The following is a 14,016-nucleotide window of genomic DNA, read 5'->3' as shown; positions in this document are numbered from 1 at the left end:
TGAAAGAAGTGTTCCCCCAGGCCGACGTGGTGACCACACCCGCCGTGCTGGGCAAACTCGCGCCCAAGCTGGCTGGCAAGGTCGCATTCTGGGGCCCCAAAATGGGTGCCAACGCCCCCCGCAAACCCGTGGTGCCCCGCGCCCTGGAAGGCAACACCCTGACGCTGGAAGGCCAAACCATCGAGATCCGCGGCACCCAAGGCCTGCTGGCCCACCGCCCCTATGCCTAGATTCCGTCCATCAAGGCGGTGGTGGGCAACATCGGCGTATTCGGCAATATGCACGTCTGGACCGCCGACACGCAAACCGCCGCCGAGCGCGCTGCCTGGGTGGCCCAGCTGGACGAAATGGCCGCTTTGAAGCCTGAACTGGTGATTCCCGGCCACATGAAAGCAGGTACCAAGGTCGATGCCAGCACCATTGCCTTCACCAAGGACTACTTGCAGGCTTTCGAGAAAAACCTGGCTGCCAACAAGACCAGTGCCACACTGATCCCCGCCATGAAGCAGGCCTACCCTGCCCTGACGGACGGCGCCCTGTCGCTGGACATCGGCGCCAAGGTCAACACCGGCGAAATGAAGTGGTGAACCCCGTCGCCATGCCGTAAGGCATGGCATTCATCCCTGCACCCAGGAGCCCACATGTCCCTTCTTCACCAAGTTTTGCAAGACCTGCATGCCGGGCGCTGGAATGCCGCGCACGACCTGGTACAGAAGGACGACTCCATGCTGGCCGCCTGGTTGCACGGCATCCTGCATTTGCAGGAAGGCGACCTGGAAGACGCCGAGAACTGGTACAACCGCGCCGCCCGCCACTTCCGAAGCCGCGGTAGTCTGCAAGAAGAAATTGCTCTGTTTGAGCAAACGCTTGCCGCTGCCACCCTGAACAACGATTGAAAGAATTCCACCCCATGTCCACCACCGTGACCTATTTGTTCGACCCCTTGTGTGGCTGGTGCTACGGCGCCTCCCCGGCCATCCAGCGCCTGGGGCAGGAAGCGACGATCACCCTGGAGCTGGCGCCCACCGGCTTGTTCAGCGGCGGCGGGCGCGTGATGAGCGCAGACTTTGCCGACTTTGCGTGGTCGAACGACGTGCGCATCGGCAAGCTCACCGGCCAGACCTTCAGCGAGGCCTACCGCCACCAAGTGCTGGGCCAGCACGGCAGCCGCTTTGATTCATCCGCCGCCGCTCTCGCCCTGACTGCCGTGGCACACACGGCACCGGCGGAAGAACTAAAGACCTTGAAGCTTTTGCAAGAGGCACGCTACGTAGAAGGCCTGGACATCTGCACCCCGCAGGGTGTGGACGGCGTATTGCGCGCCCAGGGCCTGGCGGCGGCAGCCGACCTGTTAGCCGGGCAAAATCCAGACCTGCAACTCCAGCACGATGCCCGCATCCAGAAAGCCCGCCAACTGATGCAAGCCCATGGCGCCCAAGGGGTGCCGGCACTGGTGGTCCACGGCGCGAGTGGCTCCCGCTTGGTGCGTGGAGACGCGCTCTACAACGGCTTTGAGGCGCTTATGGCGGCGATTGCAGCCGCAGCGGCTTAAGCCTTGCGGGGCGGCACAAAAGCCGTTCTGGCCTGCAGGGCGCGCTCACGGGCGTGGCAGCCCTCCAGGTGATCGTTCACCAGCCCCATAGCCTGCATGAACGCGTACATGGTGGTGGGGCCCACAAAGCTCCAGCCGCGCTTGCGCAGGTCTTTGGACAGTGCAATCGACTCCGGCGAGGTAGTAATGCCGCTCAGCGTCTGGTGGGTGATGGTGGCCGGGCGGCTGCCACTGGCGGGCTCAAAGCCCCAGAAATAGGCCGCTAGGCTGCCGAACTCGGCGCGTAGTTCCTGGGCCTTTTTGGCGTTGTTGATGGTGGAGGCAATCTTGCCCCGGTGGCGCACGATGCCAGCGTCCAGCAGCAGGCGCTTTTCGTCGGCTTCATCAAACAGGGCGACTTTGTCCATGTCAAAACCGGCGAAGGCGGCGCGGAAGGACTCGCGCTTGTTCAGGATGGTGAGCCAGCTCAGGCCCGCCTGAAAGCCTTCGAGGCAAATTTTCTCGAACAAACGCGTGTCGTTGCCCACCGGAAAGCCCCACTCGTGGTCGTGGTAGCGCTGGTATTCGGCGGTACTGCGGCACCATACACAGCGGGCAGTGTGCAGGTCGTCCGTAAAAAGCCCCGTGGGCGCGGCTGTGTCGTTGAGCATGGGGCCTCCGCAAATGGTGTAAATACTGTTTTTTTGATCAGTATAAGGCCTAGTTCACCACCTGCGGCGCCACCCTCGGCAAGGTAATTTCAAACACAGCGCCCTCGCCCGGCACCGAGCTCACCTTGATGCGCCCGCCCAGAATCCGCGTCACGATGCGATGACTCACCGCCAGCCCTAGGCCGGAGCCGCCCTGCCCCAGTCGGGTCGTGAAAAACGGATCAAACACCTGCCCCAAGTGCTCAGGCGCGATACCGCGGCCGTTGTCCGACACGGTCAGGGTGAGAGTTTTGCCATCGTCCGAGCCCACCGCCCGCAGCGTAATGCGCCCGTCGTTACGACCATTCAAGCCGTGGATTTGTGCATTGCTCACCAGATTAATCACCACCTGCCCCAGCGGGCCGGGAAAGCTGTCCATCACCAACCCCTCGGGCAAGTCCAACAGGATGCGCACCTCTTCGTGCTTAAAGCTCGGTTTCAGGGTTTCGATGATCTCGTGCACCGTCTGCTGCACATCAAACTCCCGGCGCCGCTCGGACTCCTGGTCCACCGCCACTTGTTTGAAGCTGCTGATCAACTCCGCAGCCCGTTCCAACGATTTGCGGGTCAGCTGGGCGCCGTCGTGCAGGTTTTGCAGCAACCTCATGAAGGTCGATTTCTTCATCGTGCCTGCGGCGGCCTCTTCCGTCGCACTGGCGGTCATTTCCTGCAGGGCGCTGGCCGTGATCAGGGCATTGCCCAAAGGGGTATTGAGCTCATGGGCTACGCCCGCCACCAAGCTGCCCAGCGAGGCGAGCTTTTCCACCCCGATGAGCTCATCTTGCGCGCGCTGCAGGCTGCCCATGGTGGCCCGCAAGTTGCGGTTGGCGTCATCCAGCGCGCTGGTGCGCTCCATAACGCGTTGCTCTAAGGTGGCATTGAGCTCCTGCAGTTGCAGCTGCAGGTGTTTGCGTTCGGTCACATCCATGGAGATGGTCATCACGCAGTCCAACTCACCGTATTTAAACCGCTCAGACGACAGGTCAAAAGTGCGCTCTACGCCATCCGGCAAATGGAAGGTGACCTCCAGGCCGCTGAGCCGTTGGGTGCCGGCAAAGCGTTGCTTGAATGTTTCGCGGTGGGCCTCGTCTTTCCAGAAACCCAGCTCCACCGGCGTTTTGCCCAGCACGTCGCCCCGTTGGCGCTGAAAAGCCCGCTCCCACGCCGGGTTGACCTCTAGGCACACCCCTGAGTCGAACTCGGCCACCGTGATCGGCAGCGGGCTGGCCTGCAGAATCTGGCGCACCCGCCGCTCACTCAGCAGCATGGCGTGACCCTGGTCGGACAAAGCTTGTACCTTTTCAGCCAAGGCTTGATTCAGGGCCTGGATTTTGTCGACATGCCCTTGGTAAGCCTTGAGCACCAGGCGAAAAGCCAGAAAGCCCCCGATCAGCACACCCAGCTGTGCCACCAGCAATTGCCATGCACCCTGCACCGCTGACGGGTGCCACCAGGCAAACACTTGCACCCCGGTCAGCACGACCAACCATGCCGCAGACATGACGCACACCCACACCGCCTGCCGCATGCCGACCAACCAACCGGCCAACAAGACCAGCACGACGTTCACATTGAGAATCGGGTTGAGCCCACCGCCCCGCACTGCGGACTGCAGCGCCACCACACACCACACCGCCCATATAAACAGACTCATGGCGAAATATTGCCGCCCCGCCCGTTGCAAGCGCAGGCAGGCCAGGCCTGCTGCCGCAATCAGCAAGGGGCCGAGCACCATGGCCCACACACCAATGGTCAACATGCTCACCGCGCTGTAGATCAGCGCGACACCGACCGTCGTTTTCAGCAAATGTGAAAACAGGCGGTTGAGGTCAGCGCCTTCAAAGCCTGTGGTCACCGGAGCTGGAGATAGGGAGGCAGATTTCACAGAATTCCTCACTTGCTTCGATAGCATCAGCTTATCCGCAAAATCTTCTCCCGCGCAAGACCCGTTTACCAACAAAAAAAGCTGATAGCGCAAGTAGATACTGCGCTATCAGCTCACTTTTTCATAGCAAAACTGAAGAGACTTTACATGGGCTTGTAATAAATGTAGTCCGCTGTGTAGCGCACCAATTGGTTGGCGCCCTCGTTGGCTTTGGCGCAGGTGCTGGCTGGCGCCATGCCGCCCACGGTCGCCACGCGCTGGATGTAGCTCACGCCCTGCATGGCACCCATGCCGGTGGCGGGATTGGCTTTTACCAGCTGCAGCGCAATATTGGCGGTGCCGTTCGGGGCCACGGCAAGCTGCGTCGCGGTGACCTTGGAGCCATCGTTGCTCTCCCAGGTAGCGGGTGGGCCGTAGTACTTGCCGACGACCTTGCCGCTGCGGTCCTTCAAGCCAGCGTCCGGGCCCACAAACACCCATTCAAACTGGCCGGCCATGTCCTTCTTGGCGCGGCACTGGTAGGTAATGTCGCCGGCAGCGGCAGTTTCCAGCATTACGGTGTGGCCGGCGGGAACTTGCACGGCTGCGGGCAAGTCCGCCTGGCTGAACGGGGCGCGCATGGGCTGGCTGGCACATGCAGTGAGTGCGGCGATTGTCACCAAAGAGAGAGCTGTACGGGTTTGCATAGGTGTGTCCTGCTGAGAAGGTTGGGTAATCAAGGGTTTACTTTTGTGCGGGCTTGGACACGCTGGCCAGGTAGGCCACCACGTCTTCGCGGTCCTGGGCTTCGGTCAGGTAGTAATTCATTTCCTGGCCGGGCACCACTTTCTCCGGGTTGGTGAGCCAGGCTTTGAGGCCGGCAACCGTCCAGGTATGGGTGGCCACCGCCATGGCTTCGGAATAGAAATATCCCTCTGCCTTGCCGGCTTTGCGGCCGACCACCCCGCGCAAAGCAGGGCCTGCACGATGTGCGTCCAGGCTGTGGCAGGCAAAGCAGCGGCTCTCCACCAACTGCTGGCCGCGGTGCGCATCAGGCACCAGCGCCTGAGCCTGAACCAGTGCAGGCGCGGCCATGGACATTGCCAAGGCCGCTATGCCAACGCACCGACGACTGAAGGTGCGCAGCACCATTACGCGCCGAAAGACAGTGCGCCCGAGGGCAGCGGACGTCCCAGCGCGTTGTTCAGCAACACGTAGTGCATGGTCTCGTCCGCGGCCAAGCGACCGGCGACCTTGGCCAGGTCTTTGTTGCCGAAGGCGGGAATCACACCCAGATAGGCGTTGATGGCACCCAGCTCCAAGCGGGCGGCCAAGTCCAGCACGTCACCTTGGTTGCGAAGGGTGTCGGCCTTCAGGGCCTTGGCGTATTCGTCGAGCTTCTTTTCCATCACGGGCGTGCCGCCCAGCTTCTGGATCGTGGCAATGAGTGCATCGCGGTGGGCTTTGTGGTCGGCCTGGAAGCGCACGGCCACATCGAGCACCGGTTTTTGCAGCAAGCCACTGCCTGCGCCCAGTTGGTACGCGTTGATGGCTTCGTGTTCCAGACCCAGCGCCACGTTCAGGATGCTGACGTCTTTAGAGGTGTCGCCGGCCATGCCTTGAGCCATGCCTTGAGCCATGGCGTCTTTGCCGGCCAGCAGGGCGACGGCCACGGCGGACAGGGTGCCGGTGCGACCCATGAAGGCGCGGCGTGAAGAAACGGTGGAGGCGGTTTGAATGATGGTTTGCATTGCGAATCCTTTGAGGAGTTTTGGGCAACTAAGCGAGACCGGGACATCCGGCTCTCCCCTCGAATACGCATGCCACCGGCACCTTGGATTCAAGTTAGTGAAATTATTTTTTTGAATCTGCACCCAAGGTTTGTGCGTACTCAACACACAAGCCCCCAACCATCGCTCAGCCACCCAATCGCACACACAATGGAACCATGAATGTTGACCACCCTGATGCCAAGCTCATTGCCCTGCTGGAGCGCATCGCGCTCAAAGATCAGGCAGCCCTCAAGTTCCTCTATGACGAGTGCGCAGGCAAGCTCTATGGGTTGGCCCTGCGGGTTGTCAGCCACCGCGAATTTGCGGAAGACGTGCTGCAGGAGGCTTTCTTGAACATCTGGCGCTCCGCCCCGGACTACTCCGCATCACTGAGCCCGCCCATGGCTTGGATGGGGCTCATCGTACGCAGCCGGGCCCTGGACCTGCTGCGCCGCCGTGCCGCCGAGCGCACCCATCTCACCCAAGAGATCGACGAGACACTGGCCGACACCCTGGACAGCGGTGGCCCCACGCCACTAGACACCGCTCAAGCCAGCGAGCAGGCTTGGGCGCTGAACCAGTGCCTGAGCCGCTTGGAGAACAAGCAGCGCGAGGTGGTGAACCTCGCCTACATGCGCGACCTGAGCCACAGCGAGCTGGCCACCCAGCTGCAACTGCCCCTGGGCACCGTGAAAACCTGGATTCGCCGTGGCCTCGACCAGCTGCGCCTGTGCATGGCACGTTTTGCATAAAGGGCCGCCATGAAAATCCACCAACACCCCGAACTGCTGGACCGCTTGGCCGCCAGCTACGCACTGGGCACCCTGCGCGGCCCGGCCCGCCGCCGCTTTGAAGCCATGGCTCGCGAACAGGCCCCGGTGCGCGCCGCAGCCCTCATCTGGCAAAGCCGCTTCTCCAGCATCAACGAACTACAGCCTAAGGTGGCACCCGCACCCGCGGTGTGGACACGCATTGAAAACCTGGTGCTGGCCGAGCGCGAGCAGGCCGCTTTGCAAGGTGCCCACACCAAAGCGGCAGCCCAGGCGGTAAGTGACCACAGCTGGAGCGCGTGGCTGCGCAGCCTCACGGTGTGGCGAGTGGCCAGCGCAGCGGGTGCCGTAGCCACCGTGGCCGCGGTTACCGTAGGCCTGAACCTGCGGCAGGAGTTGGGGGGCGAGATTGCCAAGTTGCAATCCCAGCTGCAAGCTACACCGCAAATCGAATACGTGGCCGTGCTGGCCGACGACAAAGCAGCCGCTTCCATGCTGGTGACCTTTGATCCCAAAAACAAAAAACTCACCCTGCAGCGTGTAGGCGCTTACCAGGAAGCCAGCGACCGCTCCTTGCAGCTCTGGGCCTTGCCCCCGAGTGGCGACCCCAAGTCACTGGGCGTGCTCACCAACGACAAACTGCTGCGCCTGACGGCCGGTGAAAGCGACGTGCGCGAAGTGCCTACGCTTGCCATCAGCCTGGAGCCCAAAGGCGGCGTGCCGAGCGAGACCGGCCCGACCGGACCAGTGCTGTTCAAAGGCGCGTTGATTCAGAAGATGCTGTGAAACAAAACCGGGGCATGGTGCCCCGGCGATTTGAGTGTGGGTTGCTTTAGCTGCGCCGCCGCGGCGCAACATCCAACTGAAACGTGGCTTTGGCCGGTGTAGCCGGCACATTCACCTGCAGCGCTGCTTTCTCCACCAGCTGCGCAGCGTGCCAGACTTTGATGCTGGCAACGCCCTCGGGCACATCTTCCAGCACCGCAACGCCTTCACTGTTGGTCTTGACGGTCCAGGGAGAATCCGCCACGTAAATGGCCCCGCTCATGCGGCTATGGATAAAGCAGCCGAGCAGCGCAGCACCCACAGCGCCGGGCTTGTCCATGCTGAACACGGCTGCGCTGGCGGGCTTGCCTTCTTGCTTGCCCTCCAGCAAGGCCGACTGCCCCTCTGACCCACCCACCTGGATGCCCGGCGTGCTCAAGCGCACATGGTGGTTCCAGGGGTCGCTATTGGAAAAGCGTACTTTGGCGCCCACCCCCACGACCGTGACCGCCGGGCTGAACTGCTGCTTCTCCTGGTTTACGAGTGCAGTGAGTGGCAGCGGGGTGCGCGGTTGGCCTTTGCCGGTGGGCAGCACGATGACCACCGAGTCCGGTGCGGGCTTGCCATCACGGTCGAGCACCAGCACCTCCAGGGTGCCTGCAGATGCCACTCCATGGCACAACAAAAAAGCCGCGCTGGCGGCGGCTTGTGAGACCAAGCTCCATCGGGTGAGGTGCATATTAGTTAGCGGTAATGATGTCGCGATGCATAGGTGCCAGCAGTGCCAGCAGTTGATTTTGGGTGGCAAACGGAATGTTGCGTGAGTCCATGGAGACCTGCAACACCTCTACCAGTGCGTGGAAGTTGCTTTTGGTAATGCCCATGTCGGCGTGGGCGGTTTTCATGTCGGCACCCTCATATTTGCAGGGGCCACCGGTTGCCGCGCACACCTGATCGACCAACTGCTCTGACAGGTAAGCCGCCTTGGTGTCTTTGAACTGAACACCGATGCGCTTGTCCGCCTTGAGGCCGGCCACAAACACATCCATCAGGGCTTGCAGGCCGGGCTTGCCGCCCAGCGCCTGGAACAGCGCATCATTTTTTGCCGGCATGCTGCTGCCGGCAGGCGCTGCGGTTTGGGCCAAAGCAGGCAGCGCGGTAAGGCTGCTCAGGGCAATGAGGGTGGCGATAGCAATGGTTTTCATGACAATTCCTTATGGGGTGGGTGCGTGGCTTAAAACGCGAACTGGGCAGACAGGTAGTAACCGCTCTGGTTGCGGCTGGAGGTCACGCCCGGCAGGACGCGGCCCAAGTCGAGGTAAGCCAACGTGATGGAGCTGTTCTTGTTGGGTGCCCAGGCAATGAACACGTCCTTCCAAGCGTCTTCCTGCAGGCCCTCGCCCAGGCCATTGGCCATGCCCATGGCGCGCAAGTTGTTGGGCTTGGCGCGGTACTCGGCGCCGATAGCAATGTTTTTGCGCAGCAAATAGGCCACCGACACCTCGGGCACCCAGCTGGCGTTATTGGTGCCGGGGTCCTTGGAGCCAAAGCCCACCAAGCCGTTCTGGTTGGCATGGGTGTAGCGCAGCGTGCCGTTCACCAGCACGCTGTTGGACAGAAACAGCTTGGTGGCACTCACATAAAAGTCAGTACCGCTGGTTTTGGCACCCAAGAAGTCCAGCACCGGTTTGATGGAACCGGCATCGACCGACTTTTGCTCCACGCCCACGGCCACCTGGGGCATCCAGCTGTCGCTGTTGAGTACAGCATCGCCCGCGACTTTGACCTTGACGCCCAGCACATCCATCTTGATGCGCTGGCCGTCTTGCACGGCAAAGCCCAGGCCATTGAGCCCGGTCACTGGCGAGGCGTTGAATTCCTGGCGGGCAAACGACACCTCCACCCGGTCGTTAAATGCAAACGCCACGCCCAGGGTGCTAAGGGAGTAGTCGGTCACGGTGGCGCGGCTGACATGGGCCGAAACGCCCATTTCGCCCTCGGTAGCGTTGGTGCCGATGGTGGCCCACGGGGTCAGGCCACCGCCGGCAGCGCCGTCAATAGAGCTCACGCCCCCGGTGAGTAGAAGTTTGCCGGTCTCGGCAAAGGCGTTGCCACTGAGGGCGGCAACACAAAGGGCGATGGCGGTGGGTAGATGTTTCATGGGCAAATCCAGTCCTGCAGTTAGGGCAAAAAATCAGTTCCTGCTGCTAGTACGCAACCGGCCCCACTTCGGATTCAACTTTTTACAAATTATTTGGGATACGGCGGATCCGGTATGTCTTTCCGCGCGGGATGGTCACGTTACAGCCCCTGTTTTCGGCTACGCTGAGCACACTTTTCCGGGGAGTGACCATGAGAACAAAAAAAGTAATGCTGGCCTGCGGCTTGGCCGCCTTGAGCTGGAGCGCGCAGGCACTGCAAATCGTGAGCCTCTCGCCCCAAGGCGAAGTGGCGCAGGTGCGCCAAGTGGTGGCCAAGTTTGACGAGAGTGCGGTCAACTTCGGCGACCCTAAGGCCGAGGCACCGCTCACCCTGAGCTGCAGCGATGCCCAAGTTTCCCAAGGAACCGGCCGCTGGGTGAACGACCGTGTGTGGGCCTACGACTTCGACCGCGACCTGCCCCCGGGCGTGCGCTGCACGGCACAAGTTAAAACAGGGTTCAAATCACCCAAGGGCGCAGATATCACGGGCGCGAGCAGCTATAAATTTAATAGCAGCGGCCCGTTTGTACGCAGCATTCAACCCTACCAAGGCAGCCGTATTGATGAAGAGCAGTTCTTTATTTTGCAGCTCAGCGGCCCCGCCACGCTGGAGAGCGTGAAAGCCAATGTGTGGTGCAAGGCATCCGACCTGGGCGAAAAGATCAGCATCCGCCTGCTCGAGGGCAAAGAGCGCGCGGCATTGCTGGAAGCCCAGGGCCTGGACGGCGACGCTAAAGCTGACCCGCTGTCGTATGTGACCCTGACCTGCGCGCGCCGCCTGTCGTCTTCGGCCAAAGTGAGTGTGGTGTTCGGCAAAGGTGTGGCTACGCCTGCCAAGGGCAGCACCCCCGGTGTGCCCAACACCGTGGAGCGCCCGTTTGCCTACCAAGTGCGCGAGCCTTTTGCGGCTACCTTTAACTGCGAGCGCGAAAACGCACAGGCTGCCTGCCTGCCCATCCGCCCTTTGCAGCTCAGCTTCAATGCGCCCGTGTCGGCCAAGCTGCTGCAAGCCATTCGCCTCTCTGACGGAAAAAACAGCTTCAAGCCCGTGCTGGCGGAAGACAGCGGTGACGAGGACAGCGTGGTCAACAGCGTGCGCTTTGAAGGCGGCCTGCCCGAGCAGGCCCAGCTGACCCTCACCCTGCCCAAAGATTTCAAAGACGCGTCCGGCCGCACCTTGCGCAATGCGGACAGCTTCCCGCTCAAGACCGCCACCGCCGCCATGCCGCCGCTGGCCAAGTTTGCGGCCTCGCCATTCGGCATCGTGGAGCGCTTTGCCGAGCCCGATGGCGTGGCCATGTTGCCGGTGACTCTGCGCAACGTCGAAGCCGCCTTGAAGCTCAAGGGCCTGAACGCCGAGCAAGACAAATCTGCCACGCCCGCGGCAACACCGGCCGCTAAAGCACTGGCTGGCAAAGTGCGCACCTTCCAGCCGGGAACAGACGCTGACATCATTGCCTGGTACCGCAAGGTACTGCGCTATGACGAGTCCAACATCTCCCGTAACCAAGCCGCCCGCGAACTGGGCACCAAGCTGCCCAAGCCCTCCACGCCCACAGACCGGGACTATGTGCAAACGCGCATGCTCTCGCTCTTAGACGGCCGCCCCGGCGCCAAAACGCTGGACCTGCCCCAGCCCCAGAGCCAGGACCCGCGCCCCTTCGAGGTGGTGGGCATACCGCTCAGCCCCGGCTTCCATGTGGTGGAAATCGCGTCTCAAAAGCTGGGCAGCAGCCTGCTGGATGCACGCTATGGCGAAGCCCGCACCATGTACGTGCGCACCGCCGCGCTGGTGACTAACCTGGGTGTGCACTTCAAGCTAGGCCGCGAGAACGCGCTGGCCTGGGTGACCTCGCTGGACAAGGGCAAGCCCGTGGCCAGTGCCCAAGTGGTGGTGTCGGATTGCCGGGGCCAAGAAGTGGCCCGTGGCCAGACCGATGCCCAAGGCATTGCCACACTTAGTGGCGTGTCGCCTCAAGCGCCCCGCTGCAGTGGGGAGGACGGCTACTACAGCAGCGCCTACTTTGTGAGCGCCCGCGCCGCCCAACCTGCGGGAGATGGCAAAGGCACGGTGCAAGACTTGGCCTTCACTTGGAGCGACTGGAACCGCGGCATTGAGCCCTGGCGCTTTAATGTGCCCACCAGCCGCCAGACCTTGCCCGACGAAGTAGCCCACACCATCTTCGATCGCACCTTGCTGCGCGCAGGTGAAACCGTGTCCATGAAGCACGTGCTGCGCACCCAGACGGGCAAAGGCTTCGGCCTGCCGGATGCCAAGCCCGACACCCTGCTCATTACCCACATGGGCAGCGGGCAGCAATACGCGCTGCAACTGGACTGGCGCAAAACCGCCACCGGCGGCTTGAGTGCAGAAAACAGCTTCTCCATTCCCCAGGGCGCCAAGCTGGGTACTTACCAGGTGCAGCTCACTAGCGGAAACCGTGGCAATGGGCGTCAGGACTTTTACACCGGTGAATTCCGGGTCGAAGAGTTCCGCCTGCCGGTGCTTGAGGGCCGCGTCACCCCCACCGAGAAAAAACCCTTGGTAGGCGCCACCCAAGTGCCGGTGGATGTGCAGATCAACTACGTCTCTGGCGGCGGCGCGGTCAACCTGCCGGTGCGCCTGTCGGCCCTGGTGCGGGCCAAGGGCCTGAGCTTTGGAGACTACAGCGAATTCAGCTTCTCGCCACCACAGGTCGGGCAGCAAGCCCGCTCGGACGAAGGCGAGGAAGAAAACACCGCCAGCGCAGATGCCCGCGTCATCGCCGACAAAATGCCGCTCACCCTGGACAAGAACGGCGGCGGCAAGCTGACCCTTACTGATGTGCCCAAGAGCCGCCAGCCGCAAGACTTGCTGCTTGAAGCCACGTACTCCGACCCGAACGGCGAGGTGCAAACCATCCGCAGCACCCAGACTCTGTGGCCTGCTGGCGTGATTGCCGGCATCAAGACCGAAGGCTGGGTCTCCAGCGGGCAGAAGATCAAGTTCCGCGCACTGGCCTTGGACTTGTCCGGCAAGCCGCAAGCCGGGGTGCCGCTGGAAGTGAAAGCCACCGCCCGCATCACCACCACCACGCGCAAGCGCATGGTGGGCGGCTTCTACACCTATGACAACAAAACCAGCACCAAAGATCTGGGGAGCGTGTGCTCCGGCAAGAGCGATGCCCGCGGCCTGCTGTTGTGCGAAACCGAGGTGAATGAGGCGGGTCAGGTGGAGTTGGTGGTGACCGCCAAAGACGGCGCGGGCAACAGCATCCAAGCGGCCAGCAGCGTGTATGTGACCAAGCAAGGCGAACTCTGGTTCGGTGGCGACAACAACGACCGCATCGACCTGCTGCCCGAGAAAAAGAGCTACCAAGCCGGTGAGACGGCCAACTTCCAGGTGCGCATGCCGTTTCGCTTTGCCACTGCGCTGGTGGCCGTGGAACGCGAAGGCATTGTGCACACCGAGGTGGTGGAGCTCAACGGCCAGGACCCGACCATCCACCTCAAGATTCAGGAAGGCTGGGGCCCCAATGTGTATGTGAGCGCACTGGTTTTGCGCGGCCGCCTGCGCGAGGTGCCGTGGTACAGCTTTTTCACCTGGGGCTACAAGGCGCCGCGCGAGTGGTGGACCAGCTTTTGGTTTGAGGGGCGCGAGTATGTGGCGCCCACTGCACTGGTGGACCTGAGCAAGCCCGCCTTCCGGCTGGGTGTGGCTGAAATCCGCGTGGGCACACAGGCGCATGAACTGAATGTGAGCGTCAAAGCCGACAAGGAAAGCTATGCCGTGCGCGGCAAAGCGCAGGTCACCATCACCGTGAAACTGCCCAACGGCCAACCTGCTGCCAACGCCGAAGTGGCGGTGGCCGCGGTTGACCAGGCCCTGCTGGAGCTGATGCCCAACCGCAGCTGGAACCTGCTGGACGCCATGCTGCAGCGCCGTAGCTGGGGGGTGGAGACATCGACAGCACAAATGGAAATCATCGGCCGGCGCCACTATGGCCGCAAGGCCGTAGCACCCGGTGGTGGTGGCGGCCACAGCGGCGCGCGGGAGCTGCTGGAGACCTTGCTGCTGTGGAACCCCAGCGTGAAGCTGGACGCCAACGGCCAGGCCCAAGTGACCGTGCCTTTGAACGACGCCTTGACTACCTTCAAGATCGTGGCGGTGGCCGATGCATCCACCGGCTTGTTTGGCACCGGCAGCACCAGCATCCGCGCCACGCAGGATTTGCAGATCATCAGCGGCCTGCCGCCCCTGGTGCGTGAGGACGACCAGTACCGCGCCCAATTGACCCTGCGCAACACCACCAAGCAGGCCATGAAGGTGCTGGTGACTCCGCGGGCCACGCTATTAAATTTAGAGCAACAAACCATTGATATACCTGCGGGAGATGCCCGTGAGGTTGCATGGAATGTGACTG

13 protein-coding genes and 1 pseudogene are annotated in these 14,016 nt (G+C 62.2%); 6 read left to right on the top strand and 8 right to left on the bottom strand.

Annotation, left to right across the window (positions count from 1 at the left end):
- The 3 genes and pseudogenes from QZW03_RS17200 to QZW03_RS17190 form a co-directional block, all read left to right on the top strand.
- Positions 1-587: pseudogene (locus QZW03_RS17200) on the top strand (MBL fold metallo-hydrolase); the annotation flags it as partial.
- A gap of 54 nt (positions 588-641) precedes the next feature.
- Positions 642-896 (top strand): hypothetical protein, encoded by a 255-nt coding sequence (locus QZW03_RS17195; RefSeq protein ID WP_296511283.1) that lies wholly within the window; start codon positions 642-644, stop codon positions 894-896.
- Between the two features lie 14 nt (positions 897-910).
- The gene (locus tag QZW03_RS17190; protein WP_296511282.1) at positions 911-1,552 is read left to right on the top strand and encodes a DsbA family protein; all 642 of its coding nucleotides are present in this window, start codon (positions 911-913) and stop codon (positions 1,550-1,552) included.
- Here QZW03_RS17190 and QZW03_RS17185 read toward each other — a convergent pair.
- The 5 genes from QZW03_RS17185 to QZW03_RS17165 all read right to left on the bottom strand — a co-directional run bounded on the left by QZW03_RS17185 (position 1,549) and on the right by QZW03_RS17165 (position 5,856).
- A complete protein-coding gene (locus QZW03_RS17185; RefSeq protein ID WP_296511281.1) occupies positions 1,549-2,202 on the bottom strand; it encodes a DNA-3-methyladenine glycosylase I in 654 nt (217 codons plus the stop codon). The genes QZW03_RS17190 and QZW03_RS17185 overlap by 4 nt on opposite strands.
- A 49-nt stretch (positions 2,203-2,251) precedes the next feature.
- Complete coding sequence (locus tag QZW03_RS17180; RefSeq protein WP_296511280.1) at positions 2,252-4,126, bottom strand: ATP-binding protein; 1,875 nt, start codon at positions 4,124-4,126, stop codon at positions 2,252-2,254.
- Positions 4,127-4,269: 143 nt separating this feature from the next.
- Positions 4,270-4,812, bottom strand: a complete 543-nt coding sequence (locus QZW03_RS17175) for a DUF3455 domain-containing protein (protein WP_296511279.1) — start codon at positions 4,810-4,812, stop codon at positions 4,270-4,272.
- Between the two features lie 37 nt (positions 4,813-4,849).
- Positions 4,850-5,200 carry a c-type cytochrome gene (locus tag QZW03_RS17170; RefSeq protein ID WP_296511278.1) on the bottom strand — a complete coding sequence of 117 codons (351 nt, stop codon included), beginning with the start codon at positions 5,198-5,200 and terminating at the stop codon, positions 4,850-4,852.
- Between the two features lie 56 nt (positions 5,201-5,256).
- A complete protein-coding gene (locus QZW03_RS17165) occupies positions 5,257-5,856 on the bottom strand; it encodes a ferritin-like domain-containing protein (RefSeq protein ID WP_296511277.1) in 600 nt (199 codons plus the stop codon).
- Between the two features lie 197 nt (positions 5,857-6,053).
- Here QZW03_RS17165 and QZW03_RS17160 point away from each other — a divergent pair, with 197 nt between their 5' ends.
- Both QZW03_RS17160 and QZW03_RS17155 read left to right on the top strand, forming a co-directional pair.
- Positions 6,054-6,629 (top strand): sigma-70 family RNA polymerase sigma factor, encoded by a 576-nt coding sequence (locus QZW03_RS17160; RefSeq protein ID WP_296511276.1) that lies wholly within the window; start codon positions 6,054-6,056, stop codon positions 6,627-6,629.
- Positions 6,630-6,638: 9 nt separating this feature from the next.
- Positions 6,639-7,433 carry an anti-sigma factor gene (locus QZW03_RS17155; RefSeq protein ID WP_296511275.1) on the top strand — a complete coding sequence of 265 codons (795 nt, stop codon included), beginning with the start codon at positions 6,639-6,641 and terminating at the stop codon, positions 7,431-7,433.
- Between the two features lie 46 nt (positions 7,434-7,479).
- On the opposite strand, the gene QZW03_RS17150 is transcribed toward QZW03_RS17155, so the two are convergent.
- Genes QZW03_RS17150 through QZW03_RS17140 form a run of 3 tightly spaced genes read right to left on the bottom strand, consistent with a single transcriptional unit; the run spans position 7,480 to position 9,573 of the window.
- Positions 7,480-8,151, bottom strand: a complete 672-nt coding sequence (locus QZW03_RS17150) for a plastocyanin (protein ID WP_296511274.1) — start codon at positions 8,149-8,151, stop codon at positions 7,480-7,482.
- A gap of 1 nt (position 8,152) precedes the next feature.
- The gene (locus tag QZW03_RS17145) at positions 8,153-8,617 is read right to left on the bottom strand and encodes a group 1 truncated hemoglobin (protein WP_296511273.1); all 465 of its coding nucleotides are present in this window, start codon (positions 8,615-8,617) and stop codon (positions 8,153-8,155) included.
- A 29-nt stretch (positions 8,618-8,646) separates the two neighbouring features.
- Positions 8,647-9,573 carry a DUF3034 family protein gene (locus QZW03_RS17140; RefSeq protein ID WP_296511272.1) on the bottom strand — a complete coding sequence of 309 codons (927 nt, stop codon included), beginning with the start codon at positions 9,571-9,573 and terminating at the stop codon, positions 8,647-8,649.
- Between the two features lie 191 nt (positions 9,574-9,764).
- Here QZW03_RS17140 and QZW03_RS17135 point away from each other — a divergent pair.
- Positions 9,765-14,016, top strand: a 4,252-nt coding sequence (locus QZW03_RS17135) for an MG2 domain-containing protein (RefSeq protein ID WP_296511271.1), incomplete at its 3' end; no start/stop codon positions are given.

The organism is Rhodoferax sp. (assembly GCF_013297935.1).
In the GTDB taxonomy this organism is placed as follows: Bacteria; Pseudomonadota; Gammaproteobacteria; order Burkholderiales; family Burkholderiaceae_C; genus Allorhodoferax.
Note: the sequence above shows the minus strand (reverse complement) of the source record. Positions and strands in the feature narration are given on the sequence as shown.